This is a genomic window from Kribbella antiqua, assembly GCF_004345665.1.
Lineage (GTDB): Bacteria > Actinomycetota > Actinomycetes > Propionibacteriales > Kribbellaceae > Kribbella > Kribbella antiqua.
In genome coordinates this window covers 242,765-266,157 of the sequence record NZ_SLWR01000001.1, presented here as the reverse complement: position 1 = coordinate 266,157, position 23,393 = coordinate 242,765, and the positions used below count along the sequence as shown (strand labels likewise).

Genomic DNA, 23,393 nt, shown 5'->3' with positions numbered 1-23,393 from the left:
GATGGATCTGACCCAGTCATGGAACAACGCGGTCGATGACGTGATCACCTTCTTGCCGAAATTCGCCGTGTTCCTGGTCATCCTGCTGATCGGATGGCTGGTGGCGAAGGCCTTGCGCAAGGTCGTCCAGGTGGTCCTGAACCGCGTCGGGTTCGACCGCGCCGTCGAGCGCGGCGGCATCCGGCGAGCGCTCGAACAGTCGAAGTACGACGCAAGCGGTCTCATCGCCGCGCTGGTCTACTACTTCGTGCTCCTGATCGCGCTGCAGTTCGCGTTCGGGGTGTTCGGTCCGAACCCGGTCAGCAACCTCCTCGACTCGATCGTCGGCTGGCTGCCACGGGCAGTCGTGGCGATCGTGATCGTGGTCGTCGCCGCGGCGATCGCCAACGCGTTGCGTGACCTGGTCGGCAGCGCCCTGTCCGCACTCAGTTACGGACAACTGGTGGCGAAGACGGTCCAGATCTTCGTGATCGCGCTGGGCATCATCGCCGCGCTCAACCAGATCGGCGTGGCAACCGCTGTGACAACCCCGGTCCTGATTGCGGTCCTGGCGACGGTCGGCGGCGTCATCGTCGTTGGTATGGGTGGCGGAATGATCCGGCCGATGCAGCAGCGGTGGGAGCGCTGGTTGGATCGTGCCGAGGAAGACTTCCCGAACGCCCGATCGCGCGAAGAGGCGTATCAGCGCGGTCGCGAGGACGCTGCCCGCAGCCAGTGGCAACGCGAGCCGACCGAGTCGTCGACGGGCGGGATGGCCACCGGCCTGGTGCCGCCACCGCCGCCGCGGGGGGACAGCCGGCCGACGTGATCGGTCAGATTGCAGGCAGGTCGTGGACTGGGCTTTGGGATGGGAGCGCGAGGCTCACCGCGGCCAGTAACCGGATCGTCACCCAGTCGATGCGACCGGTCTGCCAGCCCTGATCAGCCGCTACGTCGCGGACACCCCTGGCGTACGCGGCGAGCTCTACCGGGCCTGCACGACCGGCCGTCAGTCCGAGGATGTCCCGGATGGCCGCGGCATGCTGATCGACGGCCGCGTGCAGGGCCGGCTCCAAGGAGGCGAAGTTCGGCGTGAGGCGGTCACGCAGCATGGTGAGCTCTTGTCGCGCGGCCGCCTCGTGCAGGCGCCTGAGCCAAGTCATGGCTCAGTAGGTTACGGATCATCCTCGGAATCGGCAATTCAATCGCTCTGATGAATGCACTTTGTGCGCGCAGTACGCCGCAGTGTGGTCGCGGTTCAAAAGCGCATGTCAGCCGCAATTTGCGGGTACCGAAGCGCAGTGATGGCAGTCGCGGGAAGGAGTGACCATGCCAGATGAGACTTGGGGTTCGAAGGCGGGGAACAAGCTCGAGGAGCAGCTTGAGCAGGCGAAGGCCGGCGTCAAGGACCTCGCGGCCAAGGCGGGCATCGGCTCGGAGTCAGCAAAGAGCCGGCGGGGTACCCGCTCACGGACGTCAACGGTAAGCCGGGCCCGTGGGACGGCAAGCCGGGCTCGCGGGACCGCAAGCCGGGCCGCGGAGCACGTCGGCCGGACGAAGGAGGAACTGTACGCCGATGCCACGCGCCTTGGCATCAAAGGTCGTTCCAAGATGACGAAGGCCGAACTCGAAAAGGCGGTACGCCGCGGCTGACGACCGGACGGAGCGATGTGCTGGAGGCGGTGCCACTCGGGCGCCGCCTCTCTTTGCTGCATGGTTGAATGTTGAGGTGCTTCGGAGTAGCTCCTCTTTCACCATCTGTGTGCGGTCTATTCCATTTGCGCTGAAATTCTCGACGCATTCTGAAAATGCCACGGAAAAGACGTCGCGCGGCATTGCATCGTCGCTGCACAGCGACTCACAATCGATATATGACTGAAACTCCCCGGCAAGAAGTCTGCCCGATACTCCATCTCGAACTGGGTCCGCTGGATTTGAACCTGCTGGGCCTGCGCGTGCAGTTGAACCAGGTCGTGCTCGACATCACCGCGATCCCCGGGCCCGGCAACCTCCTGGGCAATCTGCTGTGTGCGATCGCCGGCCTGCTCGATGGTTTCGACCTGAGTGGTGCGCTCGGCGACCTGCTCCGCAACCTCATCGACGCGCTCATCCGGCTGCTGCAGGGCCTCGGCGGTGGATCCGCGGCCGGTGGCCGGACGACGCCCGTACAGCCGTGACGACGGAACCCAACGAGGCCTTCTCCGCTCGGGTCGAAGGCCTGCAGTCGAGCATCGACGCGCTGAGGCTCCAACTTCAGCGGGCAAGCCAATCGGAGATCACTGCCACGGAACTGGCGGCAACGCTTCGTGACTTCTGGCGCGATCAGGAGCCGGCACTGAAGGTGGTCGCGGCAGCTGTCCTCGAGTCACTGCGCGTGCAGGCCCTGGAGCAGGCCTACGGCTGGCGTGAGCAGATCATCCGCGCTACCGAGGCCCAGCGCGATCGTCGCTGAGTGCGCTCACCTCTGTACGCCGAGGGCCCTGTGACCGACTCTGGGCTGCAGGGGGCTGACGACGGAGGTGCGAGATGACCGTGGACCAGAAGGGCAGTCCGGCTGGGGTACGGGCGATGAGCGGGGTCGTGCACAAGCGGAGCCCGCTGTCGGTGGCCGAGACGGTCTTGCGGCTGACAAGCGCGATCCAGCACGCGGGCGGTACGCCGTACTTCGTCGTGGACCACAGCGGTGAGGCACATCGAGCCGGAACCGAGCTGCGCGACACGAAGTTGGTGGGCTTCAGTGATCCACGCTCGCTGACACCGATCCTGGCTGCATCGCCGCTGGCAGCCCTCGATCTGCCGCTGCGGCTCCTGGTCTGGATGGATGACAACGGCACGGTCTGGATGAGTTACACCGACCCCGCCTGGCTCACCAAACGCCACCGCATCCCCACCGAGCTGACCGCTTCCCTGGAAGCCGTCAACGAACTGACCACCCAGCTCGCGACCGACAACAACGAAAAGCCCGCTGACTCGACGGTTGACGAAGCCGAGGTCGCGGAGGTCGCGGAGGTCGCGGACCAAGACACGCGGTGAACCCCCTGGATCACCGGGATTTGCTTTCTGGACTGGAGACTCCGCGACGGTCGCTGGGGGAGGTTCGCCGAGGATGTCTGCAGCGCCTGAGTCAGTCGATCGGAGCCAGCGCCTCGCGGATGACGACCAGGCCGAACAGTACGAGCGTCAGTGCGTGGACGACCGTGCACCACAGGCAGATGGCATTGATGCGGAAGAGCTCGGCCCAGATCAGGTAGCAGACGAAGCCGACTCCGACGATGACAGAGGCAAGCCGGACGCGGCTCGGCCACGGGGACGTCGTACGCCAGACCGCTGGCAGCGAGAGCACGACCATCGCCGCGAAGAACCCGAGGCCGAGCAGGGCCACCGGGATCCCGGCGAACTTTGAGTACTGGCTGGTGGTGACCTTGACACAGTTGACGACGCCGGTGTCCGGGCAGGCGAGTGTGCTGCCGGCGGTGAAGTGCTCGTAGGTCAGGTACGCCGCCACCGCCAGGCTGACGACCGACACGGCCAAGGTGGTCCAGGGGAGCCAGCCCAGCGGCGGGGTTGTGGTCGCGACCTGGCGCGAGGTCTTGCTCACCGGGCGGCTCAGCTCTGCCCGAGCTTGCCGGCGGCCGCGGTGACCGCGGCGCTCGTGCATACGTTGCCGGGCTGGTTGTTGGTGAGCTTGCACAGCGCGGCGGTGTACAGGTTCGCGGAACCGTCGATGGCCTTGGCGATCGGGCTCGAGGGATCCTTCAACGCGTCCGCGACCTCGCTCTGGGTCTTCCCGGCCAGAATCTCCGGGCTGTACGACGCGCCAGAGGCTACGAACTTCCCGCCCAGGTCGACGAACGGGATCGAGCCCCCGCTCTTCACGTACGGCGGCTGGTTGTAGGTGGCGTAGACCTGCTGGTCGGCCGCCGTCGGCGTGTCCAGTACGGCGTACTGGCCGTTGACCTTCTCGTTGGTCGTGGTCTCGACACCGGTGAACGCGAGGTACTGGCTGGTGTAGGTGGCGCCGTGGAAGGAGAGAGTCGGCGTGTTCGGATACACGTCGTCGGACGCGGAGTGCGTCGTACCGAGGTTGCTGAACGTCCCGAATCGGGACAGGGCCACGGAGACAGGCCAACGCTCGGCTGCGCAGAACGGGCAGTACTCGGCTCCGATGTAGAGGACCTTCGGCTTCCCGCTCGCGGTCAAGGCAGGCGCGTTGATCGCTGCCGGGCTGGCCTGGGCCGCGTCGGTGCCGGCCTCGGTGAACGTCGACTCCGGGATGGACTTGAGCGCGGTCAGGATCTGGCTGCCGGCGGAGCCCGACGGTGCCTGGGCGGTCTTCGACCCGCCACCGGTCAGGCGGATGACCACCAGCCCGCCCACCACGATCACGACGACAGCGACGGCACCGACCGCCAGCAACAGCCGCCGGCGCCGCTCGGCCCGCTGCTGCGCGGCAAGCTGCGCAGCGATCCGCTCCCGGGCCGCCGCCTTCTGTTCGACACGCCTGCTCACTGCATTCTCCTGCCTGGTCACTAAGCGCACTCACGCCATCACAAAGTGTGCCACGCCGACGCAACGGTCCCTCTCGCACCTCTGAACGAGACACCCACAGGCAGAGTTCCGGAATCACTTGGAAGTCGTACGGCGGCCGAGCGTCGCGACACTGAGGTAGCCGAGGGCAACGGCAATCGCAACAGTTCGTACGGCGTGAGCGATCAGCCACCGGTCGCGGACCCGTGCCCAGTCAGCAGGCGGCGCCTGCACGTTCCAGCCCAGCTCCTCGAGGTTGATCGGCCCATTGACCACAACGGTGACGACGCTGGCCACCAGCAGCAGCACGAGTGCAATGACGACAGCCCGGCGCTCGGTGCTCTGAGCCCTGCGCGCCTGAACAACAAGCACCGCGACAGCAACAATCGTCGGCACAAAAACCAGACCAATGAACCAGTTGAAATACCAGAACTCAGCCTGCCGGACACCGACGTATGCCGGCCCATCAAGCGACCGCAGCGCCAGCTCGAGGACCAGCACGGTTGCGGCGACTCCGGTGAGAATCGCACAACCCACCAGCCCTACAACGCGAGTGATCCTCATCCTTCCTCTCCCTGAGAGCGTGTTTGAATGCTGGGATGACGGCAGAGCCATCGGTGCCCACGCAGGACGACGTGCTTGGGTACTTCGACACGTTGTCGAACTGGGGACGGTGGGGTGACGACGACGAGCTCGGCACGCTGAACCACATCACCGACGACGTCCGGCTGGCAGCGGCGCGGGCCGTGCGCCACGGCAGGAGCGTGTCGTGCGCATGGGACATCGCCGTGCCAGAAGAGATGGAGCGGTCGACGACGGCGTGCCCGTGCGCCGCCGACATGCCGGGTGCCGAGAACATGCCGGCGCCGTTTCACAATGACCGGCGCTGGGGCTTTTCGAACGAGCGGCTCGGCATCATGTTCCACGGCAACACGATCACTCACGTCGATTCGCCGTGCCACATCTTCTGGGACGGCACGATGTACAACGGGCGGTCGCACTCGTTGGTCGACGCCGCAACGGGATCGGCCTGGGCGGCCGTCACGGCGGCGGCGAACGGGATCATCACGCGTGGGGTCCTGCTGGACGTTGCGAGGGTCCGCGATGTGCCGTGGCTGGAACCGGGGGAGGGTGTGTTTCCCGACGATCTCGAGGAGGCCGAGCGTCGCCAGGGTGTGCGGGTGCGATCCGGCGATGCAGTACTCCTGCGGACCGGCTATGGCCGCGCCCGGCACGAGGCCGGTGCGGCCGCCGGTTTCACGCAGGCCGGCTGGCACGCGTCCTGCCTGCCGTGGCTGCACGAACGGGAGGTCGCGCTGATCGGCGCTGACACGCCCCAGGAGGTTCAGCCGTCGGGGTACGAAGATGTGCTGATGCCGGTTCACGCCGTGAGTCTCGCTGCAATGGGTCTGTGGCTGCTCGACAACTGCGACCTGGAGGTGTGCGCCACGACGGCCGCCGAGCTCGGCCAGTGGGACTTCCACCTCGCCGTCGCGCCGGTCCGCTTCGCCGGTACGTCCGGAAGCCCGGTCAACCCGATCGCCACCTTCTGACCCTTCTCAAGCGTGCGCTGAGACAGCCCTCTCGAGGACCGACGAATCGCGCCGCCACAATGTGCCTGGAATATTCGGTGGCGGGTCTATGGGGTCGTTGGTAACGTGCTCGGCCTGTCTTTTTGGGCGGCTGGTGTGCCTCCAAGGATCGAATCGAACCGGATGGCTCCGGGGCGGGATCTCGTTCTTCAATCCTTCTAGACGATTCGAGGCTCCTTTCGATGGTGGAATCCGCACTCAGCCCGGCCGGCTCGCAGGAACTCGAGGACGAGCGGGCGTTTCTGGTCGAGGCCCGCGCGGCGCTGGCCCGGATGTACAAGGAAGTGTTCGGGCGCGAGATCCCGGTGATCGGTGGTGAGGACAACGACGAGCGGTTCACCAACGAGGCCAATCAGCGCGCTTACGAGCTGCGAACCCGGGCGCTGATCGACCTGCCCGACGTGCCGTTGTTCTTCGGCCGGCTCGACTACGAGGCCGGGACGATCGAAGAGCTCGACCGGATCTACATCGGCCGCCGGCATGTGCACGACGGCAACGGCGTCCCGCTCGTCATCGACTGGCGGGCGCCCGTGTCGGTGCCGTTCTACCGAGCAACCCGAAGCGACCGGCAGCGCGTGCTTCTGCGGCGCCGCTACGGCTTCTCCGATGCGGCCGAGCTGACCGGCTTCGAGGACGAGCCGCTGATCGGGACCGCCGACCTCGACCAGGCGGACGCGTTCCTGCGCGCCGAGATCGAACGCCCGCGCACCGGCCCGATGCGTGACATCGTCGCCACGATCCAGCCGGAGCAGGACGATCTAGTACGCGCGCCGCTGCATCCGACGGTCTGCGTACAAGGCGCGCCCGGCACCGGAAAGACGGCGGTCGGCCTGCACCGCGTGGCCTACCTGCTCTACACCGAACGGGAACGGCTGAGCCGTGGCGGCGTCGTGATCGTCGGGCCGAACAAGTCGTTCCTGTCGTACATCCGCAAGGTCCTGCCGGCGCTCGGCGAGGTCGACGTACGGCAGATCACGATCGACGAGCTGTTCAATCAGCCCGCCGCGGTGCCGGACGAGTCGGAGGCCGCGCGGGTCAAGGGCGATGCCCGGATGGCACGGATCTTGCACCGGGCTTTGTGGTCGTACGTCGGTACGCCGACAGCCGGAATCCTTTACAGCAAGGGATCCCAGCGTTATCGCGTGCACGACTACGAGACCGTGGAGATCGTGTCCGCCCTGCGCGAGTCGACGAGATACGCGCCGGGACGGGTTGCTCTTGCGCAGCGGATAGCGCACGCCGTACTGGTGCTGATGGAGCGGCGTGGTGAGTCGCCGGACGACCGGGTGCAGAACGCCGTGGCCCGCTCGAAGCCGGTCAAGGAGCTGGTCGATGCGGTGTGGCCACGAGTCGCGCCCGAACAGGTGTTGCACCGGCTGTTCTCGGATGCCGACTTCCTCGCGCAGTCGGCAGGCGACGAGCTCACGGAAGACGAACGCGCCGCATTGCTGTGGCAGAAGCCGGCTCGCTCGTGGAAGTCGGCGAAGTGGTCGGGCGCCGACACCGTCTTGCTCGACGAGCTCGACGACCTGATCGAGCGCCGTACCGGCTCACTCGGACATCTCGTCCTGGACGAGGCGCAGGACTTGTCGGCCATGCAGCTGCGCGCGTTGGGCCGGCGTTGCCGCACGGGCTCGGTGACGGTGCTCGGCGACCTCGCCCAGGCAACGACCCCTTGGGCGGCAGGCCCCTGGGATCGGGTCCTCGCTCATCTCGACAAGACGGACGGCGTCGTGGCCGAGCTCGATCGGGGCTTCCGCGTGCCGGAGCAGATCATCGACTTCGCGGCCAAGCTGCTGCCCGAGATCGCACCTACGCTCGGTGTGCCGCGTGGCGTTCGTACGGTCGCCGACGCGCTGACCATCGTCGAGACCGACGAGCAATCGCTCGTGGACACCCTCGTTGCCGCCTGCAAGACCGACCTCGCCGGTGAGGGCTCGGTCGCGGTGATCGCGGCCGACGACCAGATCTCGCATCTGCGCGACGCACTCTCAGCCGCCGGCCTCGAGCCCACGCTTCTCGGCGAAACCGACGAGGAGATGGACACGACACGACTCGTCTGCGTCCCGGCAACCCTCGCGAAGGGCCTCGAGTTCGACGCCGTCGTGGTCGCCGAGCCGGCCCGCATCGTCGCCGCCGAACCACGCGGCCTCCATCGCCTGTACGTCGTACTCACGCGAGCCGTCAGCCGTCTCCACATCGTCCACGCGTCACCCCTGCCGACTGCCCTGAGCCAGACGTAGCCCACGAGCCATTGACAAAACGTTTGGCCGAGGTCATGCTCCTGTCCACGCGGTTGGCAAATCGATTGGCCAACCAGACTGGATCGAGGAGTCATGGCGCGCCGGATCGGGATCAAGGACGTGGCCGCGGCGGCGGGTGTCTCCGTCACGACCGTGTCGCACATCCTCAACGGCGTCGAAGGTAAACGGGCCAGCGTGGAGACCCGGCAGCGAGTCATGCGGATCGCCGAGGAGCTCGGGTACGCACCCAACGGGCTGGCCCGAGGGCTGAGGCTGCAACGCTCGCAAAGCATCGGCTTCATCAGCGACGAGGTCGCCACCAGCCCGAACGCGGGCCGGATCATCCTCGGCGCCCAGGAGGCAGCGGCCGAGCAGGGTGTGCTGCTGCTGTTGGTGAACACCGGGGGAGACGACGAACTGGAGCGCCGGGGTATCGAGACGCTGCTCCAGCGCCAGGTCGACGGCGTGCTCTATGCGGCGATGTACCACCGCGTCGTACAGGTGCCGAAGAACCTGCGATCAACGCCGACCGTTCTGGTGGATGCGCGTTCCGATGACCTCACCGTTCCGTCCGTGGTGCCCGATGAGGTGCAGGGCGGCTACACGGCGGTGCGACACCTGATCGACCACGGCCACCGCAGGATCGGCTTGATGGTGCTGGGCGAGGACATCCCCGCACGGCATGGCCGGACCGACGGCTACCGCACGGCGCTGGCGGAGGTCGGCGTACCTTTCGATCCGGCTCTGGTCGTCGCCGAGTCGACCGAGATCCTCGGAACGGTCTGGGGCGATGTAGCCGCGGGCTACCGGGCCGCCCGGCGCCTGCTGACGTCCGGGCAGCGTCCGACAGCCCTGTTCTGCTTCAACGATCGCATGGCCGCCGGCGCCTACCGGGCCGCCGCCGAGCTGGGATTGTCCATCCCCGACGACCTGTCGGTGGTGGGATTCGACAACCAGGAGCTGGTCTCTGAGGCCATCTATCCCGCACTGAGCACTGTCCAGCTTCCGCACTACGAGATGGGGGTGCGTGCCGTCACCCAGTTGCTCGCACTCACCGGAACCCTAGAAGGCACCGTCACCCAAGAGATGCTGCCTTGCCCCTTGGTGGCAAGAGCATCGGTCGCTCCGCCGCCCCGGCTCTGACCCCGGGACGGCGAAGCAATCGCTCCCGACAGGCGACCGTTGCAGCGGTCGTCATCCCTGTCAGTACTTCGAACACAGTGAGGGTACACGCATGTCCACGAACCTCTTCACCGAGCCGTTGAGCCGCCGTGGCCTGCTCAAAGCAGGCGCCGCTTCCGCCGTACTGGCCGGCCTGACCGGCTGTTCATCCAACTCGGCCAGTCCGTCCGGCCCGAAGACGCTGAACGTTGCCGTGTTCACCGATCAGGCGTCGGCGAACAAGTTGACCAAGGCGGCCGGGACGTTCGAGGCGGCCCACCCCGGCGTGAAGGTGAAGTTCACCGGTACGACGGGCACGGACTGGAACGACTTCTTCAGCAAGCTGCTCACCCAGATCGCGGCCGGCAACGCACCGGACATCGCCGCGGTCGCCACCGAAGGTCTGCAACTGTTCGCGGCCAAGGAACTGGCCGAGCCGCTGGACGACTACGTCAAGCGCGATGCGTCCGAGCTCAAGTCGTACTTCGCCGACGTCCACCCGGCCCTGGTGGAAGCGATGATGTACCAAGGCCACCTGTACGAACTGCCGAGCGACTTCAACGCCGGCAACATGTTCTACAGTACGTCGCTCCTGAGCAGCGTCGGCGTGGAACGCCCGGCCGACAACTGGACCAAGGACGACTTCTACGACATCGCCAGGAAAGTCTCTGCCAAAGGCAACAATGTCGTCGGCTGGAACTGGGTCGTCCGGCTGTGGGGCAGCTGGACGTCCTGGATGTACGCCAACGGCGGCAACCTGCTGACCGAAGGCAAGTACGACGGCGGCGACTGGCTGTGGAACACCTTCTACCCGAACGATCCGGCCGCGGCCGGTCGCAAGGGCGGCTGGCAATGGGGGGATCCGACCGCCAACTCGACGCCGGTCGTCGAGGCGCTCGACTTCATGATCCAGTTGCAGAAGGAGGGCCTGTCGCCCACGCCTGACGTCGGCGGTGGCGGCACGTTGCAAGGTCTCTTTGCCAGCAACAAGATCGGCATGGCCATCGGCGGCGGATTCTGGGCCGGCGGCCTGCACAACGCCGGTATGGCCCCGGGATCCTTCGACGTGCAGTACTTCCCCAAGTGGAAGTCACAGCGCCACCTCTTCGGCGCCGGCGGCTACGGCATCCTCAAGTCGTCGAAGAACAAGGACCTGGCCTGGGAATTCCTGAAGACCCTGGTGACTCCGAAGAACATGGACCTGTTGTCCCCGGGCAACGTCACCACGTTCCCGCGGAAGTCGATGATGACGGCCCAGCGGTACGCGAGTACCGGCCCGAAGAACTGGCAGGTCTTCTACGACACGCTGACCAAGTTCGACGACACCGCGCCGATCCCGGCCCCGCCGTACTACAACGCCATGGCCATCGCGCTGAACAAGCGCACCACTCAGGCCATGTCGACGGGCGATGCGAAGTCGGCGCTGGACGGGTTGCAGAGCGACCTCGAGTCCGCCGCGAAGACGAGCTGACGCGATGCAGCCGGCCCGAAGCCGCGCGCGCCGCGAAGCCCTGTTCGGCTACGCGATGATCGCGCTGTCCCTGGTGGTGGTGTTCGTCTTCACCGCCGCGCCGATCGTCGGATCGTTCGTACTCGCGTTGTTCAAGTGGGACGCCATCTCCAGCCCGCAGTTCATCGGGCTGGACAACTTCGAAGCGCTCTTGCAGGACAAGACGATCACCCACTCGCTGCTGGTGACCGCGGGCCTGGCCGTGATGATCGTCTTCCTGCAGGTCGCACTCGGCCTGTGGCTGGCACTCCTGGTGGCCCGGCGGGCGTCGGCAATTGTCCGCAATCTCTTCCGCGCGGCGTTCTTCCTGCCGATGCTGGCGTCCGCGGCGTCGATCTCGATCGTGATGACGTACGTGTTCAACGACCACTTCGGCGTGATCAATTACTACCTCGGTGCGCTTCATCTGCCCACCGTCCCGTGGCTGAGCTCGGCCGGGGGAGCGACGGCCACGATCGTGCTCGTCGCGGTGTGGCAGCAGTTGGGGTTCACGTTCATCCTCTTCGTCGCCGCGCTGGGATCGTTGCCGCAGGACGTCCTCGAGGCGGCGCAGATCGACGGCGCCTCGTCCGCCCGGTTGTTCCGGCAGATCAAGCTGCCGTTAATCAGTCCTACGGTGTTGTTCGCCTGCACAGTGGGGCTGATCAACACGATGCAGCTGTTCGACCAGCCGTACGTGATGACGAAGGGCGGGCCGGGTGAGGCGACGTACACGACAGTGCTGGTCGTTTATCAGACGGCGTTTCAGAACCTGCAGTTCGGTTATGCGTCGGCGATGTCCGTGCTGCTGTTCGCCGTACTGCTGGTCATCACCGCCGTGCAGTTCACGGTGAGCCGAAAGTGGGTGTTCTACTCATGACCGCGATTACTTTGGTTGCCGCGCGCACCCAATCCCGGAGCCGCCGGATCAAGCTCGGGACTCTGTTGTCGCTCGTCGTACTGATTGCGGCGGCAGTGCTGGTGGTGGCGCCGATCGCATGGGCTCTGGCCACCTCGCTGCGTACGCCGGCCACCTCGTTCGACCAGCCGCCGCAATGGATTCCGTCCGATCCTGTGTGGTCGAACTACAAGGCCGTCTTCCAGCAGGTCCCGCTGGCCGGCTTCTTCGTGAACAGCTTCCTCGTCACCGGGCTGATCGTGGTCGGCCAGTTGATCACCTCGACCATGAGCGGCTATGCGTTCGCCATGGTCCGCTTCCGGGGCAGCAAGGCGCTGTTCTGGATCATCCTGGCCACCATGATGGTGCCGCTCCAGACGACCATCATCCCGGTCTTCCTGATCATCAAGTATCTGGGCCTGACCGACAGCCGGCTGTCACTCATCCTGCCCGCGGTCGGCGGCGCGTTCGGCACCTTCCTGATGCGGCAGTACTTCCTGCAGATGCCGCGGGAGCTCGGCGAAGCGGGCCGGGTCGACGGCGCCTCGCACTTCCAAGTCTTCGCCCGAATCTACGCCCCGATGGCCCGGGCGCCGATGGCGACCTTGGCGGTACTGACGTTCTCGGCGTACTGGAACGAGTTCTTCCGGCCGTTGATCTTCCTGCAGTCCACCTCGAAGTTCACCTTGCCGCTGGGGCTGGTGACGCTGCAGGGAACCCTCGGCACCGGCAGCATCTCCATCGTGCTGGCCGGTGTGATCATCGCCCTGATCCCCAGTGTGCTGATCTTCCTCGCTGCCCAGCGCTATTTCGTCGAGGGAATCGTGGCCGGCTCCTTCCGTTGATCACCGAAAGGCACCTGCGTGTCCATTGACCTGCATCGGCCCGTCGCGCATCTACGCCCGCCCCGCAACTGGATCAACGATCCCAACGGGCTGGTCTTCCACGACGGCTACTACCACGTCTGCTACCAGTACAACCCCTTCGGCGCCCGTCACGCGAACATGCACTGGGGCCACTTCCGCAGCCCTGACCTGCTGAGCTGGGAGGCCCTCCCACTTGCCTTGACTCCTACTCCCGGGGGCGAGGATGCCGACGGCTGCTTCTCGGGCAACGCGGTCTCCGATGGCGACCGGCTGATCGCCTTCTACTCCGCCAACCGCCAGGACCGCTGGAGTCAGCCGGTCACCACCGCAACGTCGTACGACGGTGGCCACACCTTCCGGGCCCGTGGAGACCTGCTCATCCCGGAGGTGCCCGAAGGCTTCACGATGTACCGCGACCCGTACGTCTGGCGGGACGGTGATGGCTGGCGGATGCTGGTCGGCGCCGCACTCAGCGACGGCCGGGCGGCCGCTCTGCTCTACGAGTCGCCCGACCTGGAGACGTGGAGCTACCGAGGGCCCTTCCATGCCAGTGAGTCGAGGGCTGTCCGGGAGATGTTGACCGGTGAGGGGTGGGAGTGTCCTCAGTTCCTGCCGGCCGGATCGGGGCGCGGCGCGCTGATTGTCAGTGCGTGGGACGACCATGACGGTCCGAGGTGCGTGGTCGCGATGGTTGGCGACGTACACGGTGACACGTTCGAGCCCGGTCCACCTGCGCTGCTGGACTACGGTCCCGATTGCTATGCGCCGGCGTTGCTGCGTGGGCCTGGGGACCGGTGGTTGCTGTGGGGCTGGTCTTGGGAGGCTCGAGACGAGGTGTGGTCCGACGAGGACGGCTGGGCCGGGGTGCTCACGATTCCGCGCGAGATCACAGTGGTCGATGGTGAGGTGTTCCAACGACCCGCCGAGGAAGTACTCGCATTGCGCGGTGAACAACTGGAGTTGGGCGAGGTTCCGCGCAGCTTCGACCTGGAGGCGACCGGCGAGGGGAGTCTGCAGCTGGTCACCGGTGTCGACGAGTACCTCGAGATCCGCCTTGCGGCGGGCGAGGTGGTTGTCGACCGCGACCACGCCTCACTGGATTCCCGGGCGCGCGGCGGCTCCTACCGGATGCCGTGTCCCAGTGGCGAGCTGCGCGTGGTTGTCGACCGGTCCATTGCCGAAATCTTCACCTCCGCCGGTCAGGTACTCACGGTTCGCTTCTACCCGGTCGGCGACTCGCCCTGGCGGCTGGAAGCGCGCGGCTTCAGCGTCGACGCGTGGGAGCTCCAGCCGCTCAAAGTCTCTTGACAGCGCGGGCAGGTCTGACAGCCTGGGCGGATGAGCACAGTCTTCGAGGCGGCGGGTGGGGCTGACGGGATGCTGCGGCTGGCGCATGCGTGGCATGAGCGGGTGATGGCGGACGAGGTGGTGAGCCACGCGTTCAGCCATGGCTTCCGACCGGACCACAGTGTGCGGCTGGCAGCGTACTGGGGTGAAGCACTGGGTGGGCCGGCGGTGTACTCCGATTCGTACGGCGACGAGACGTCGGTCGTCCGGTTGCACAGCGGGAACGGTCCGCACGAGGAGATGGACCGCCGCGCCATCGCCTGCTTCGACGAAGCTCTGACGGACACCGGCCTGGACGTCGATCCCCGGCTGCGAGATGTTCTGCACGACTACTTCACCTGGGCGACGACGGTCGCGATGACGAAGTACCACGGCTCCGCGGACGACGTACCTCCAGGCCTGTCCATTCCACGCTGGTCGTGGGACGGCCTGGAGGGATGAGGTGGCTGGACTCGCCGGCGGAGGTTAGCGCGGCGCTGAAGGTCGTCGCGCCCGACCTTGCCGATGCACCGGTCGTGGTCCGGGAGCCGGTGGGCGGGGACGATCCGCTCTGGCGGTCGGCGAGTGCGGTTGTCGGCGGACGGTTCGTCGTGAAGTTCGCCTGGTCCGAGCCCGCGGCGCTCCGACTGGCGCACGAGATCGCCGTATTGAGGGCGCTGGCTATCCCGTACCTGCCGGAGGTGGTTGCCAGCAGCACCGACCCGCTGCTGCTGGTGACCAGGATCGTGCCGGGTACAGCGCTGTTCGAGGTCGTCGACTCCATCGACCGGGACCACGCCGGCCGGCAGCTCGCACGCTTTCTGGGCGAGTTGCACGACCCGGCGACCCGGAAGCGCGTCGAGGCCGCCGTCGGCGAGCTTGCCCCGGCGGCACTGCAACCGGCCACGACAGACCTGCTGCGTGACAGGTTCGACCGGTGGGCTCGGGCGGATCAGCGTCCTGCCATCCGGCGATGGTGTGACTGGGCTGACGACGTACTGGCGTCCCCGGGCCCGAGCGTACTTGTGCATGCCGATCTGCACGGCGGCAATCAGGTCTGGGATGGCGAGAACCTCCGCGTGGTCGTCGACTTCGAAACCGCTGGTTTGGCGGAGCCGGAGTACGACTTGCGGTGCTTCCCCGGTACCGGCCCGGGGGTCGAGTTGCTGACGGCAACCATGCGGCACTACCAGGACATCACCGGTCGCGCACTGGCGACTGACCGGGTGATGGCCTGGCATCTGCGCACCGCCCTCGGAGACGCATTGTGGCGAAGCGAAGCAGGGGTGCACCTCCCGGATCACCGCACGCCGACCGAATGGGTCGACGACTTGGCTGCCAGATTCAGCGCACTCGGCATCGACATCTAGAGCTGGTCGCGGAGGAAGTCGGTGATCTGAGTCCGCGCGGCTTTGGCTTGCGGGAAGAGGCTCGGCAGGCTGAGGAAGCCATGGCCGGCGCCGGGGTGTTCGGCCAGCTCGACGGGTGTGCCGGAGTCGAGGAGGCGATCGGCGTACGCGCGGCCCTGGTCGGCAATCGGGTCGAGAGTCGGTACGACGACGAGCGCCGGAGCCAGTCCGCTCAGGTCCTCGGCGTACAGCGGCGACACCGCACGTGGATCCGTTCCTGCTACGGCGAGCGGGCGGAACCACTCCAGCATCGTCAGCGTGAGGGTCGGGCTGTCGGCGTACTCGGTCATCGAGAGGTAGTCGAAGGCCGTCGAGGTCAGATCGACACAGGGATTGACCAGCACCTGCGCCCGCAACAACAGACCGGACTCCTTGGCGCGGATCGCGGCCAGGGCATTGATCAGCGCACCACCACTCTCTCCGAACACAGCGGTCCGGGCCGGGTTGACTCCCCACTGCTTGCCGCGCTGCATGACATGACGCAGTACGTCCCAACCGTCGTCGACGGCCGCTGACATCGGCGTGTCCCGGTCGACCAGGCGGTGTTCGACCGAGACGACCACCGCGGGCAGTTGCGCGGCGAGGTGGCTGTTGATCCAGTCGCTCTGCGCCGCCGTACCGACGAATCCGCCGCCGTGCACATGTAGGACGAGCGGCAGGGCTTCGGAGCCGCCTCGCGACGGCCGGTACATGCGGACCTTGAGCACTCGGCCGGGCAACGCCACCTGCTGCCACTCGATCGTCGCCCCACGGTCCGGGAAGCCGGTGATCACGCGGATCAGACCGGAAGCCCGCCTGCGGTTCTCCGCGTCCCGGAAGGCGACCAGCTCCTCGTGTGACAGGGCGTCGAAGTCCGGTTCTTTCCTCAGGCCGCGCAGCAGCCGGACGCCTAGTGGCGGCTGCTGTCGTACGGCGGTGGCATTGCTCATGTCTGCTCCTCACGAGATTTCGCTACTAGAAGTATCGATACCGAAAGTAGCATAACTCGCTAAGGTAGGACCATGGCCAGAGCAACCACTCCGCCCAGACCGCCCGGCCGCCCCCGTGCGGGCATCGACGCCGAGGTCTTCGCGGCAACGCTGCGCACGGTCGACGAGCTCGGTTACACACACGCCACCGTCGACCGCATCGCCGCGGCGGCGGGCGTCGCGAAAACGACGATCTACCGGCGCTGGCCGTCCAAGGGTGCGCTGATCACTGCCTGCCTCGTGGATGCCTTCGGGCCGTTGCCGATCAAGGCGGGCGACAGCCGTGAGGAGGTGATCGCGTCAGCCATCCGCTTCGGCGCGCTGCGCATCGCCGAACCCGGGCTGGCCGCCGCCTTCGCAGGTGTGTTCACCGACGCGATCAGCGATCCGGAGTTGCGCGAGATCCTGTCCACGCAGTTGCAGGATCCCTATCGGCTCGTACTCCAGGAGGTGCTGGGGGAGTCGGAGCAGCGGGTCCTCTTCTTCGTCGACGTCGTGATCGGCACGTTGCTGCACCGGATGGGCATGACCGGTGAGCCAATGGTCAAGGCCGACGTCGACGCCCTGGTCGAGATGGTCGTGAGCTACCTCGGCTGATCGCGCCGGCAGTCCTACGTCGTACAGCCCCGCCTCTTCGAGCTCCAAGCCCGCGCCTACCGCTGACCCTCAGTTCTTCGCGATGCGCGCGTGGAGGAGGTCCCGCTGGGCTGGATTGCTGGTGAGCTCGATGGCGTGGCGGTCGGCTTCGTGGGCTTCGGATGGTCGGCCGTCGGCTCGCAGAAGTTCGGCGCGGATCGCGTGGTAGAGCGGATAGTTCTGGAGAGTGGCGTCGAGGTCGTCGAGTTCGGAGAGTGCGGCTCGCACACCGTGGACATACCGTACGGCGACCGAGCGGTGGAGGCGGGTGACGGCGGAGGGCTCCACCAGGAGCAGCATGTCGTAGAGGACGAGGATCTGATGCCAGTCGGTGTCGGCCCACGTGGGTGCTTCGCAGTGGCAGGCGGCGATGGCGGCTTGGAGTTGGTACGGGCCAGGGGAGCGGTGTCGGCGCGCCGTACGGGTGAGCAAGGCAGTGGCATCGGCGATCGCAGCGTGGTCCCACTTGGTGCGGTCCTGGTCCTGCAGCAGCACGAGGTCGCCGTCGGCTGTGAATCTCGCGGCAACCCGGGCGCGGTGCAGACGGATCAGGGCCAGCAGTCCGGTGACCTCGGGCTCGTTGGGTAGCAGACCCGCGAGAAGAGCGGTGAGCCATTCGGCATCATCGACGAGGTCGCGGGAGTGTGCGCGGTCCGGTGTGCTCGACAGATAGCCCTCGTTGAAGAGCAGGTAGATCACGGCCAGCACTTCATTCAGCCGTACGGCGAGCTCGTCGTCGCGCGGGATGCGATACGGGATACCCGCGTCGGCGATCTTGCGTTTGGCGCGGGTGATCCGCTGCGCGAGGGTTGTCTCGGGGACCAGAAATGCGGCCGCGATCTGGGCGGTGGTGAGGCCGCAGACGACGCGCAGCGTGAGCGCAATCTGTGCCTCCCGGGCCAACGCGGGGTGACAACAGGTGAAGATCAGCCGGAGCCGATCGTCCGATGCCGGTGGGACTGGCCATTGAAGCTGGGCGAGTTTGGTCCGGTAGTTCTCCTGTCGACGCAGAACATCGACGCCACGCCGCTTCGCGACCGTGAACAGCCACGCGTCGGGTCGGTCCGGGATGCCCTCCTCGGGCCAGCGCCGCAGCGCGATCTCGACGGCATCCTGGACCAGATCCTCGGCGGCCGGGAAGTCGCCGAGCAGCGACACGAGCGAGGCGGCGAGCCGGCCCGCGTGCTCACGCACGACGCGGGCCAGCTCGTCGGCAGCGGTGTCGCTCGTCATGACTCCACAGGGCGGATCTCGACCACGGGGCAGCCCGGCCAGGTCTTCACCACCCGCAGCGCCTCGTCGAGGTCGGCGACGTCGATCACGAGAAAGCCGGAGATGACCTCCTTGCCCTCCATGAACGGGCCGTCGGTGGTGACCGGCTCGGTGCCGTCCAGCCGGACCGTCGTGGCCGACGGCGCGCCCTGCAACTTGGCGCCGCGATTGGTGATCTTCGCGGCATGGTCGATGAACCACTGGTTGACGCGCTGATACGCCTGCTCCAGCTCGGGCGGGCTCATCGCCTCGAGCTCCTTCGCGAACTCCTCGGTCTCGACAAACATGAGCACGTACTTCACTGCATCACCTCCGGTATTCAGTCTGGCCGGTCGCGGGTCAGCTCGCCGGAAGGTCGGCGTACAAGTCGACCCCGTTGCCGGATGGATCGGCGACGGTCGCGTACCGCATCCTCCAGGGTGCATCGAAGGGTTCCTGCAACCCGATGACGCCGTCGGCGGTGAGCTCGGCGTACTTGGCGTCGACAGCATCCGGCGTGTCCAGCTGGATGGCGAGGAAGGTTCGCCCGGCGGACGGTGGTTTCCAGCCGGCGGTGAACTTGGCGCGGAAGTCGTCGGTGTCGAGCATCAGGTGCAACCCGTTCGGCAGATCGCACCCGGCGTGGAAGTCCGGCATGTACTCGTCCCGGACGAACTCGAGCCCGAGCCGCCGGTAGAACTCGATCGCCGCGCCCAGATCGCCGACCGCGATATCGAGCGCGTTCACACTGGCTTGCATGGTGTGCTCCTCCTCAATGGGGTGGTTTCACAGAGAAGACGATCGGCGCCTCGGCGAATACGACAAACTTGGCCTCATCGGAAGCTCCTGGGGTGGGTTTCGTACATGCGGAGGGTGACGACAAGGCCGGAGATGGCGGTGATCGCGGCGACGGTCCAGATGGCGGTTGGGATGCCCCAGAGGTCAGCGATGGTGCCGGCCAGGAGTGCGCCGGCGGCGAATCCGCCGTCTCGCCACAAGCGGTAGACGCCGACGGCGCGGGCGCGCCAGGTCGGCTGGGCGACGTCTCCGACGGCTGCGAGCAGGGTGGGGTACACCGCTGCCGTGCCGAGACCGAGCGCTGTCACCGCGACGATCCAGCCTGCGAAATTGGTGCTGACGGCAACCAACGCGAGTGCCGCGGCCTGCAGGAGCATGCCGCCGGCGATGAGCCATTTGCGTCCGATCCGGTCCGAGAGGGAACCGGTCGCGAGTTGGGTGAAGCCCCAGACAGCGGGGTAGAGCGCGCCGAGCAGACCCACCTTGGCCAGCCCGAGCCCATGACTGGTGAACAGGATCGGAAAGAGCCCCCAGGCCAAGCCGTCGTTGAGGTTGTTGACCAGACCGGCCTGGGACGCCGACGACAATGCAGGTTCCGTGAAGCTGGTCCGGGTGAAGACCGCGCGCGTCGTGAGCCCGTGGTGCGTTGTGCCGGCCTCCTGAAGCGCGTGGGCTCGAGTCTCGCGTACGACGAGAGTGGACAGCCCGAGCCCGAGAGCCGCATAAGCGACGCCGAGCAAGAACGGCGCCGGCCGCAGCCCGTACGCGTCTGCAAGATACCCGGTGGCCATTGCGGTGGCGGCGACGGCGACGTACCCGGCGGCTTCGTTGAGGCCCATGGCGAGGCCGCGGCGAGCCGGGCCGACGAGGTCGATCTTCATGATCACGGTCGTCGACCAGGTGAGGCCCTGGTTCACGCCGAGCAGCACGTTCGCGGCGATCACCCATCCCCAGGTCGGTGCCCAGATCAGCAACAGCGGCACCGGCAGGCCGATGAGCCAGCCGGCCACGAGCACGGGCTTGCGGCCGAAGCGATCCGACCAGGTGCCGGCGAAGAAGTTGGTGAGCGCCTTGACCAGACCGAAGGCGAGGATGAACGTCAGCGCGCCGGTGTACGCGGTGAGGTGGAAGGTGCGCTCGGCCAGCAACGGCAGGACGACCCGCTCCTGTCCGAGCATGCCGCCGACCAGCGCGTTGACCGCGACCAGCAAGCTGAACTGGGCGAGGTTGGCCCGCAGCCCCAGCTGCGGTGTGCCTGTCATGCCAACGATCTGCCGGTGGCCGCCACCCAGTCGTCCACGCCGCCCGCCAGGACCCGGACGCCGACATGACCCGCTCGGCGCAGCAAGCTCGCGGCGGTCATCGCGCGTTCCCCATGACCGCACATCACCACGACAGGCTCGGCAGGGAGGTCGGCCACGCGGTCCGGCACATCGCCCAACTCGACATGCAGCGCATCCGGGAGGTGACCATCGTAGAACTCGTTGTCCTGACGAACATCCAGCACGCGACTGTCGCCGATCTCGCTCGCGGTGAGCAGCGGGGTCTGAGTAGCCGAACCGTCCCACGAGTCCATCCCGCCGGCCAGTTCGCCGACGGGTACGTCGTACCCGATCTTGAGGGCCTGCCAGATGAGCTCAGCCAGATCCTGCTTCGGATCGCGGATGACGACGTACGGCGTGAGTGGGTCCAGAAGCCAGCCGAGCCAGGAGGCGAACTGGGGTCTGAGGTGGATCGACAGCGCACCGGGGATGTGACCGGCCGCGAAGTCCCGAACCGGTCGAACGTCAATGACCACGGCGCCCAGCTGAGCAAGCATGGCGACCCGCGCCGGATCCAGCCCGGGCACGTGCGCCTCTCCGTCCACTGTGGGGCCACGACGGTTCTCCTCGGGGAGTCGCAGGAAGTACGGCGGGAAGCTGCCGAGGCCGCCCAGGAGTTCCTTGACGAACGCATCCTCGTCAGGTGCCGCCAGCAATGGGTTGGTCGCCTTCTCCCGCCCGATCGTCGACGTCCGATCGCCGCCGATCGGAGCGGAACAGAAGGATCCGGCGCCGTGCGTCGGCCAGATCGGCGTCGCGTCAGGTAGCTCGGCGAGACGCCGCAACGATCGGTATTGAGCGCGGCTGAGTGCCTCGGTCTGACCGCTGCCCGAGAGGTCGGTACGCGCGGCGCCGCCGACGATCAGTGATCCACCGGTGAACACTCCGAGCGGGTCCGATCCGTCGAGCAACTCGAAGGCCAGGTGCTCGCCGGTGTGGCCCGGCGTGGCCAGCGTGCGCAAGGTCAGCCCGCCGAGGTCGACCTCGTCACCATCGCTGAGGCCGATGTGGTCGAAGGTCCTGTTCCCGGCCCGGGACGCCAGCACCTGGGCGCCGTCGGCATCGGCCAGTTGCACGGCGCCGGACAGGAAGTCGGCGTGCAGATGGGTGTCGGCCGCGAACGACACCGTGAGTCTGCGGCGCTCTGCCTCGGCTTGGAGCGCTCGGAGGTCGAGTGATGCGTCGACAGCGAGCGCACGCCCGTCTCCCAGATCGACCAGGTAGGCCGAGTTGCCCAGTCCGTCGTCGACCACGGGAGTGATCATCTTGCCGGTACCGTCATCCACTTTTACACTATTCCACGAATCTCTGGAGGAAAGCCAATGGGTGACGCGACCCGCAAGGCGGAGCTGTTCGAGGAGTTCGCGAAGGTCGGCAAGGCGCTCGCCAGCGCCAAGCGGCTGGAACTGCTGGACCTGCTGGCGCAGGGAGAGCGATCGGTCGAACTCCTGGCCGGCCGCGCAGGGCTGGGCCTGACCACGGCGTCGAATCACCTGCAGATCCTCCGGCAAGCGGGCTTGGTGGTGACCCGCAAGGAAGCCACGAGGGTGTACTACCGGCTCGCCGGCGCCGACGTGCTCGGGCTCTGGTCACAGCTTCGGGGCGTCGCGACCACCCATGTCGCTGGGGTGGACCGCGCGAGGGTCGCCTATCTAGGTGATGACGACATCGACGAGCTGACCCGTGACGAGCTGTTGCTTCGGCTGGAAGCGGGCGGCGTCACACTGGTCGACGTACGGCCCGTCGAGGAGTACGCCGCCGGCCACATCCCCGGCGCTGTCTCGATTCCGCTCGACGACCTCGCGGAACGGATCGCGTCGCTTCCTGCCGACTCGACAATCGTGGCGTACTGCCGCGGCGCGTACTGCGTGCTCGCCAATGAGGCGGTCCGGGCGCTCACCGCGGAAGGACTTCAGGCGGTCCGGCTGACCGACGGGATGCTGGAGTGGCGCCTGGCCGACCTTCCGATCGCTGTATAGGGGTGGCGAAATGGGCATCGACGAGATGATGGAGGAGGTCCGCGCCGGCTTGGCGCGCCTGGAGCCTGCCGCCGCGCATGCTGCGGCTCAGGAGCCTGGCGCCTTCCTGGTGGACACTCGTCCGGAGTACCAGCGACGCGCAGGCGGCGAGCTTCCCGACGCCATCGTGATCGAGCGGAACCACCTGGAATGGCGCCTCGATCCGGCCAGCCCGGGCCACATTCCGGAGGCTACGAGCACCGCGATCCGCTGGATCGTCCTGTGCAACGAGGGCTATGCCTCCACCCTGGCCGCCGACTCCCTCCGCCGCCTCGGCCTGACCGTCAGTACTGACGTCATCGGCGGATTCCAGGCCTGGGTCGCAGCCGGTCTCCCGACGGACAAACCCGCCTCACCCCGCCCACCACGTGGCCCCGGCTCTGCGGATCCTGAGACGAGCTACAGCAATTCGGTGACCAGGCCGTAGTCCCGTGCTTCGTCGGCGTCCAGTACACGTCCGGAATCGAGATCGGCCGCGACTTCCTGGGCAGTGCGGCCGGTTGCGCGAACGATGAGGTCCTGAAGCCGCGCGACCTGGCGTTCATGCTGATCGGCGAGCGTTTGAAGTTCGGCGGTCGTGCCGTCGCCGGAGAACCGTGGCGAGAGCAGGATGAACATCGTGTGCCGATGGGCGGTCCGCTTCTGTGCCGCACACAGTACGGCGATCGCGGGGCCACGGAGCGTTCCGCGCACGACCGCATGGACCGGCGACTCGACGAGGTCGATCGCGCCGGCAAGGGCGAGCGACGGCTCCAGGTCCGCGTCCGCACAAGCCAGGTGCACGGTGATCGGGTCCGCGTCGTGGCTGTCGAGAAGCAGCAATTGCGCCGCTACGCGGCTCGCGACCGCGTCGTCGAGCCGCCCTCCGACGACGATCACTCGCTGCTCGAGCAGTCGGTCCGCTACATCG

28 protein-coding genes are annotated in these 23,393 nt (G+C 66.9%); 17 read left to right on the top strand and 11 right to left on the bottom strand.

Annotated elements, in window-relative coordinates:
• Position 1: 1 nt before the first annotated feature.
• Positions 2–808 (top strand): mechanosensitive ion channel family protein, encoded by an 807-nt coding sequence (locus EV646_RS01340; RefSeq protein ID WP_132143044.1) that lies wholly within the window; start codon positions 2–4, stop codon positions 806–808.
• A gap of 4 nt (positions 809–812) precedes the next feature.
• Here the strand turns inward: EV646_RS01340 and EV646_RS01335 are convergent, their stop codons facing one another.
• Positions 813–1,142 carry a DUF6401 family natural product biosynthesis protein gene (locus tag EV646_RS01335; RefSeq protein WP_132143043.1) on the bottom strand — a complete coding sequence of 110 codons (330 nt, stop codon included), beginning with the start codon at positions 1,140–1,142 and terminating at the stop codon, positions 813–815.
• A gap of 166 nt (positions 1,143–1,308) precedes the next feature.
• Between EV646_RS01335 and EV646_RS01330 the strand changes: the two genes are divergently transcribed.
• The 4 genes from EV646_RS01330 (at position 1,309) to EV646_RS01315 (ending at position 3,012) form a co-directional block, all read left to right on the top strand.
• Complete coding sequence (locus EV646_RS01330) at positions 1,309–1,632, top strand: hypothetical protein (protein WP_132143041.1); 324 nt, start codon at positions 1,309–1,311, stop codon at positions 1,630–1,632.
• A gap of 218 nt (positions 1,633–1,850) precedes the next feature.
• Positions 1,851–2,156 carry a hypothetical protein gene (locus EV646_RS39170; RefSeq protein ID WP_199236740.1) on the top strand — a complete coding sequence of 102 codons (306 nt, stop codon included), beginning with the start codon at positions 1,851–1,853 and terminating at the stop codon, positions 2,154–2,156.
• Complete coding sequence (locus EV646_RS01320) at positions 2,153–2,431, top strand: hypothetical protein (protein WP_132143039.1); 279 nt, start codon at positions 2,153–2,155, stop codon at positions 2,429–2,431. The genes EV646_RS39170 and EV646_RS01320 overlap by 4 nt, the downstream gene beginning before the upstream one ends.
• Before the next feature lie 74 nt (positions 2,432–2,505).
• Complete coding sequence (locus EV646_RS01315; protein WP_199236739.1) at positions 2,506–3,012, top strand: DUF302 domain-containing protein; 507 nt, start codon at positions 2,506–2,508, stop codon at positions 3,010–3,012.
• 91 nt (positions 3,013–3,103) lie between these two features.
• On the opposite strand, the gene EV646_RS01310 is transcribed toward EV646_RS01315, so the two are convergent.
• From EV646_RS01310 to EV646_RS01300, 3 genes are all read right to left on the bottom strand, one after another.
• Positions 3,104–3,577, bottom strand: a complete 474-nt coding sequence (locus EV646_RS01310; RefSeq protein WP_241995123.1) for a vitamin K epoxide reductase family protein — start codon at positions 3,575–3,577, stop codon at positions 3,104–3,106.
• A gap of 8 nt (positions 3,578–3,585) precedes the next feature.
• Positions 3,586–4,488: a DUF929 family protein gene (locus tag EV646_RS01305; RefSeq protein ID WP_158290880.1), complete on the bottom strand. Its 903-nt coding sequence runs from the start codon at positions 4,486–4,488 to the stop codon at positions 3,586–3,588.
• A gap of 114 nt (positions 4,489–4,602) precedes the next feature.
• A complete protein-coding gene (locus EV646_RS01300; RefSeq protein WP_158290879.1) occupies positions 4,603–5,070 on the bottom strand; it encodes an anthrone oxygenase family protein in 468 nt (155 codons plus the stop codon).
• Positions 5,071–5,105: 35 nt separating this feature from the next.
• Between EV646_RS01300 and EV646_RS01295 the strand changes: the two genes are divergently transcribed.
• From EV646_RS01295 to EV646_RS01255, 9 genes are all read left to right on the top strand, one after another.
• Positions 5,106–6,059, top strand: coding sequence for a cyclase family protein (locus EV646_RS01295; RefSeq protein ID WP_199236738.1), 954 nt, complete (start codon positions 5,106–5,108; stop codon positions 6,057–6,059).
• A gap of 221 nt (positions 6,060–6,280) precedes the next feature.
• Positions 6,281–8,341, top strand: coding sequence for a HelD family protein (locus tag EV646_RS01290; RefSeq protein ID WP_132143031.1), 2,061 nt, complete (start codon positions 6,281–6,283; stop codon positions 8,339–8,341).
• A 93-nt stretch (positions 8,342–8,434) separates the two neighbouring features.
• Positions 8,435–9,484 (top strand): LacI family DNA-binding transcriptional regulator, encoded by a 1,050-nt coding sequence (locus tag EV646_RS01285; protein WP_132143029.1) that lies wholly within the window; start codon positions 8,435–8,437, stop codon positions 9,482–9,484.
• Positions 9,485–9,575: 91 nt separating this feature from the next.
• On the top strand, positions 9,576–10,973 hold the full coding sequence (locus tag EV646_RS01280; RefSeq protein ID WP_199236737.1) for an extracellular solute-binding protein: 1,398 nt from the start codon (positions 9,576–9,578) through the stop codon (positions 10,971–10,973).
• Positions 10,974–10,977: 4 nt separating this feature from the next.
• The gene (locus tag EV646_RS01275; RefSeq protein ID WP_241995122.1) at positions 10,978–11,871 is read left to right on the top strand and encodes a carbohydrate ABC transporter permease; all 894 of its coding nucleotides are present in this window, start codon (positions 10,978–10,980) and stop codon (positions 11,869–11,871) included.
• Positions 11,868–12,734, top strand: a complete 867-nt coding sequence (locus EV646_RS01270; protein WP_132143026.1) for a carbohydrate ABC transporter permease — start codon at positions 11,868–11,870, stop codon at positions 12,732–12,734. Before EV646_RS01275 ends, EV646_RS01270 begins: the two co-directional genes overlap by 4 nt.
• A gap of 18 nt (positions 12,735–12,752) precedes the next feature.
• Positions 12,753–14,063 (top strand): glycoside hydrolase family 32 protein, encoded by a 1,311-nt coding sequence (locus EV646_RS01265; protein ID WP_132143024.1) that lies wholly within the window; start codon positions 12,753–12,755, stop codon positions 14,061–14,063.
• A 30-nt stretch (positions 14,064–14,093) separates the two neighbouring features.
• Entirely contained in the window at positions 14,094–14,543 is a 450-nt protein-coding gene (locus EV646_RS01260; RefSeq protein ID WP_132143022.1) for a group II truncated hemoglobin, read from the top strand.
• Entirely contained in the window at positions 14,540–15,451 is a 912-nt protein-coding gene (locus tag EV646_RS01255; protein WP_132143020.1) for a phosphotransferase family protein, read from the top strand. The genes EV646_RS01260 and EV646_RS01255 overlap by 4 nt, the downstream gene beginning before the upstream one ends.
• Here EV646_RS01255 and EV646_RS01250 read toward each other — a convergent pair.
• A complete protein-coding gene (locus EV646_RS01250; protein ID WP_132143018.1) occupies positions 15,448–16,419 on the bottom strand; it encodes an alpha/beta hydrolase in 972 nt (323 codons plus the stop codon). The genes EV646_RS01255 and EV646_RS01250 overlap by 4 nt on opposite strands.
• 72 nt (positions 16,420–16,491) lie before the next feature.
• On the opposite strand from EV646_RS01250, the gene EV646_RS01245 reads away from it, so the two are divergent.
• A complete protein-coding gene (locus EV646_RS01245; RefSeq protein ID WP_132143016.1) occupies positions 16,492–17,055 on the top strand; it encodes a TetR/AcrR family transcriptional regulator in 564 nt (187 codons plus the stop codon).
• 69 nt (positions 17,056–17,124) lie between these two features.
• Here the strand turns inward: EV646_RS01245 and EV646_RS01240 are convergent, their stop codons facing one another.
• From EV646_RS01240 to EV646_RS01220, 5 genes are all read right to left on the bottom strand, one after another.
• Positions 17,125–18,327, bottom strand: a complete 1,203-nt coding sequence (locus EV646_RS01240) for an RNA polymerase sigma factor (protein WP_132143014.1) — start codon at positions 18,325–18,327, stop codon at positions 17,125–17,127.
• Positions 18,324–18,668, bottom strand: a complete 345-nt coding sequence (locus EV646_RS01235; protein WP_132143012.1) for a YciI family protein — start codon at positions 18,666–18,668, stop codon at positions 18,324–18,326. Before EV646_RS01235 ends, EV646_RS01240 begins: the two co-directional genes overlap by 4 nt.
• Positions 18,669–18,705: 37 nt before the next feature.
• Positions 18,706–19,104, bottom strand: coding sequence for a VOC family protein (locus EV646_RS01230; RefSeq protein ID WP_132143010.1), 399 nt, complete (start codon positions 19,102–19,104; stop codon positions 18,706–18,708).
• Between the two features lie 74 nt (positions 19,105–19,178).
• Positions 19,179–20,405 carry an MFS transporter gene (locus EV646_RS01225; protein WP_132143008.1) on the bottom strand — a complete coding sequence of 409 codons (1,227 nt, stop codon included), beginning with the start codon at positions 20,403–20,405 and terminating at the stop codon, positions 19,179–19,181.
• Complete coding sequence (locus tag EV646_RS01220) at positions 20,402–21,751, bottom strand: MBL fold metallo-hydrolase (protein WP_241995120.1); 1,350 nt, start codon at positions 21,749–21,751, stop codon at positions 20,402–20,404. Before EV646_RS01220 ends, EV646_RS01225 begins: the two co-directional genes overlap by 4 nt.
• A 36-nt stretch (positions 21,752–21,787) precedes the next feature.
• On the opposite strand from EV646_RS01220, the gene EV646_RS01215 reads away from it, so the two are divergent.
• Both EV646_RS01215 and EV646_RS01210 read left to right on the top strand, forming a co-directional pair.
• Complete coding sequence (locus EV646_RS01215) at positions 21,788–22,444, top strand: ArsR/SmtB family transcription factor (protein ID WP_132143006.1); 657 nt, start codon at positions 21,788–21,790, stop codon at positions 22,442–22,444.
• A 10-nt stretch (positions 22,445–22,454) separates the two neighbouring features.
• Positions 22,455–22,910, top strand: a complete 456-nt coding sequence (locus EV646_RS01210; RefSeq protein WP_132143004.1) for a rhodanese-like domain-containing protein — start codon at positions 22,455–22,457, stop codon at positions 22,908–22,910.
• Here the strand turns inward: EV646_RS01210 and EV646_RS01205 are convergent.
• Positions 22,883–23,362 carry an ATP-dependent Clp protease proteolytic subunit gene (locus EV646_RS01205; RefSeq protein WP_158290878.1) on the bottom strand — a complete coding sequence of 160 codons (480 nt, stop codon included), beginning with the start codon at positions 23,360–23,362 and terminating at the stop codon, positions 22,883–22,885. The two genes, EV646_RS01210 and EV646_RS01205, sit on opposite strands and share 28 nt — an antisense overlap.
• Positions 23,363–23,393 lie beyond the last annotated feature (31 nt).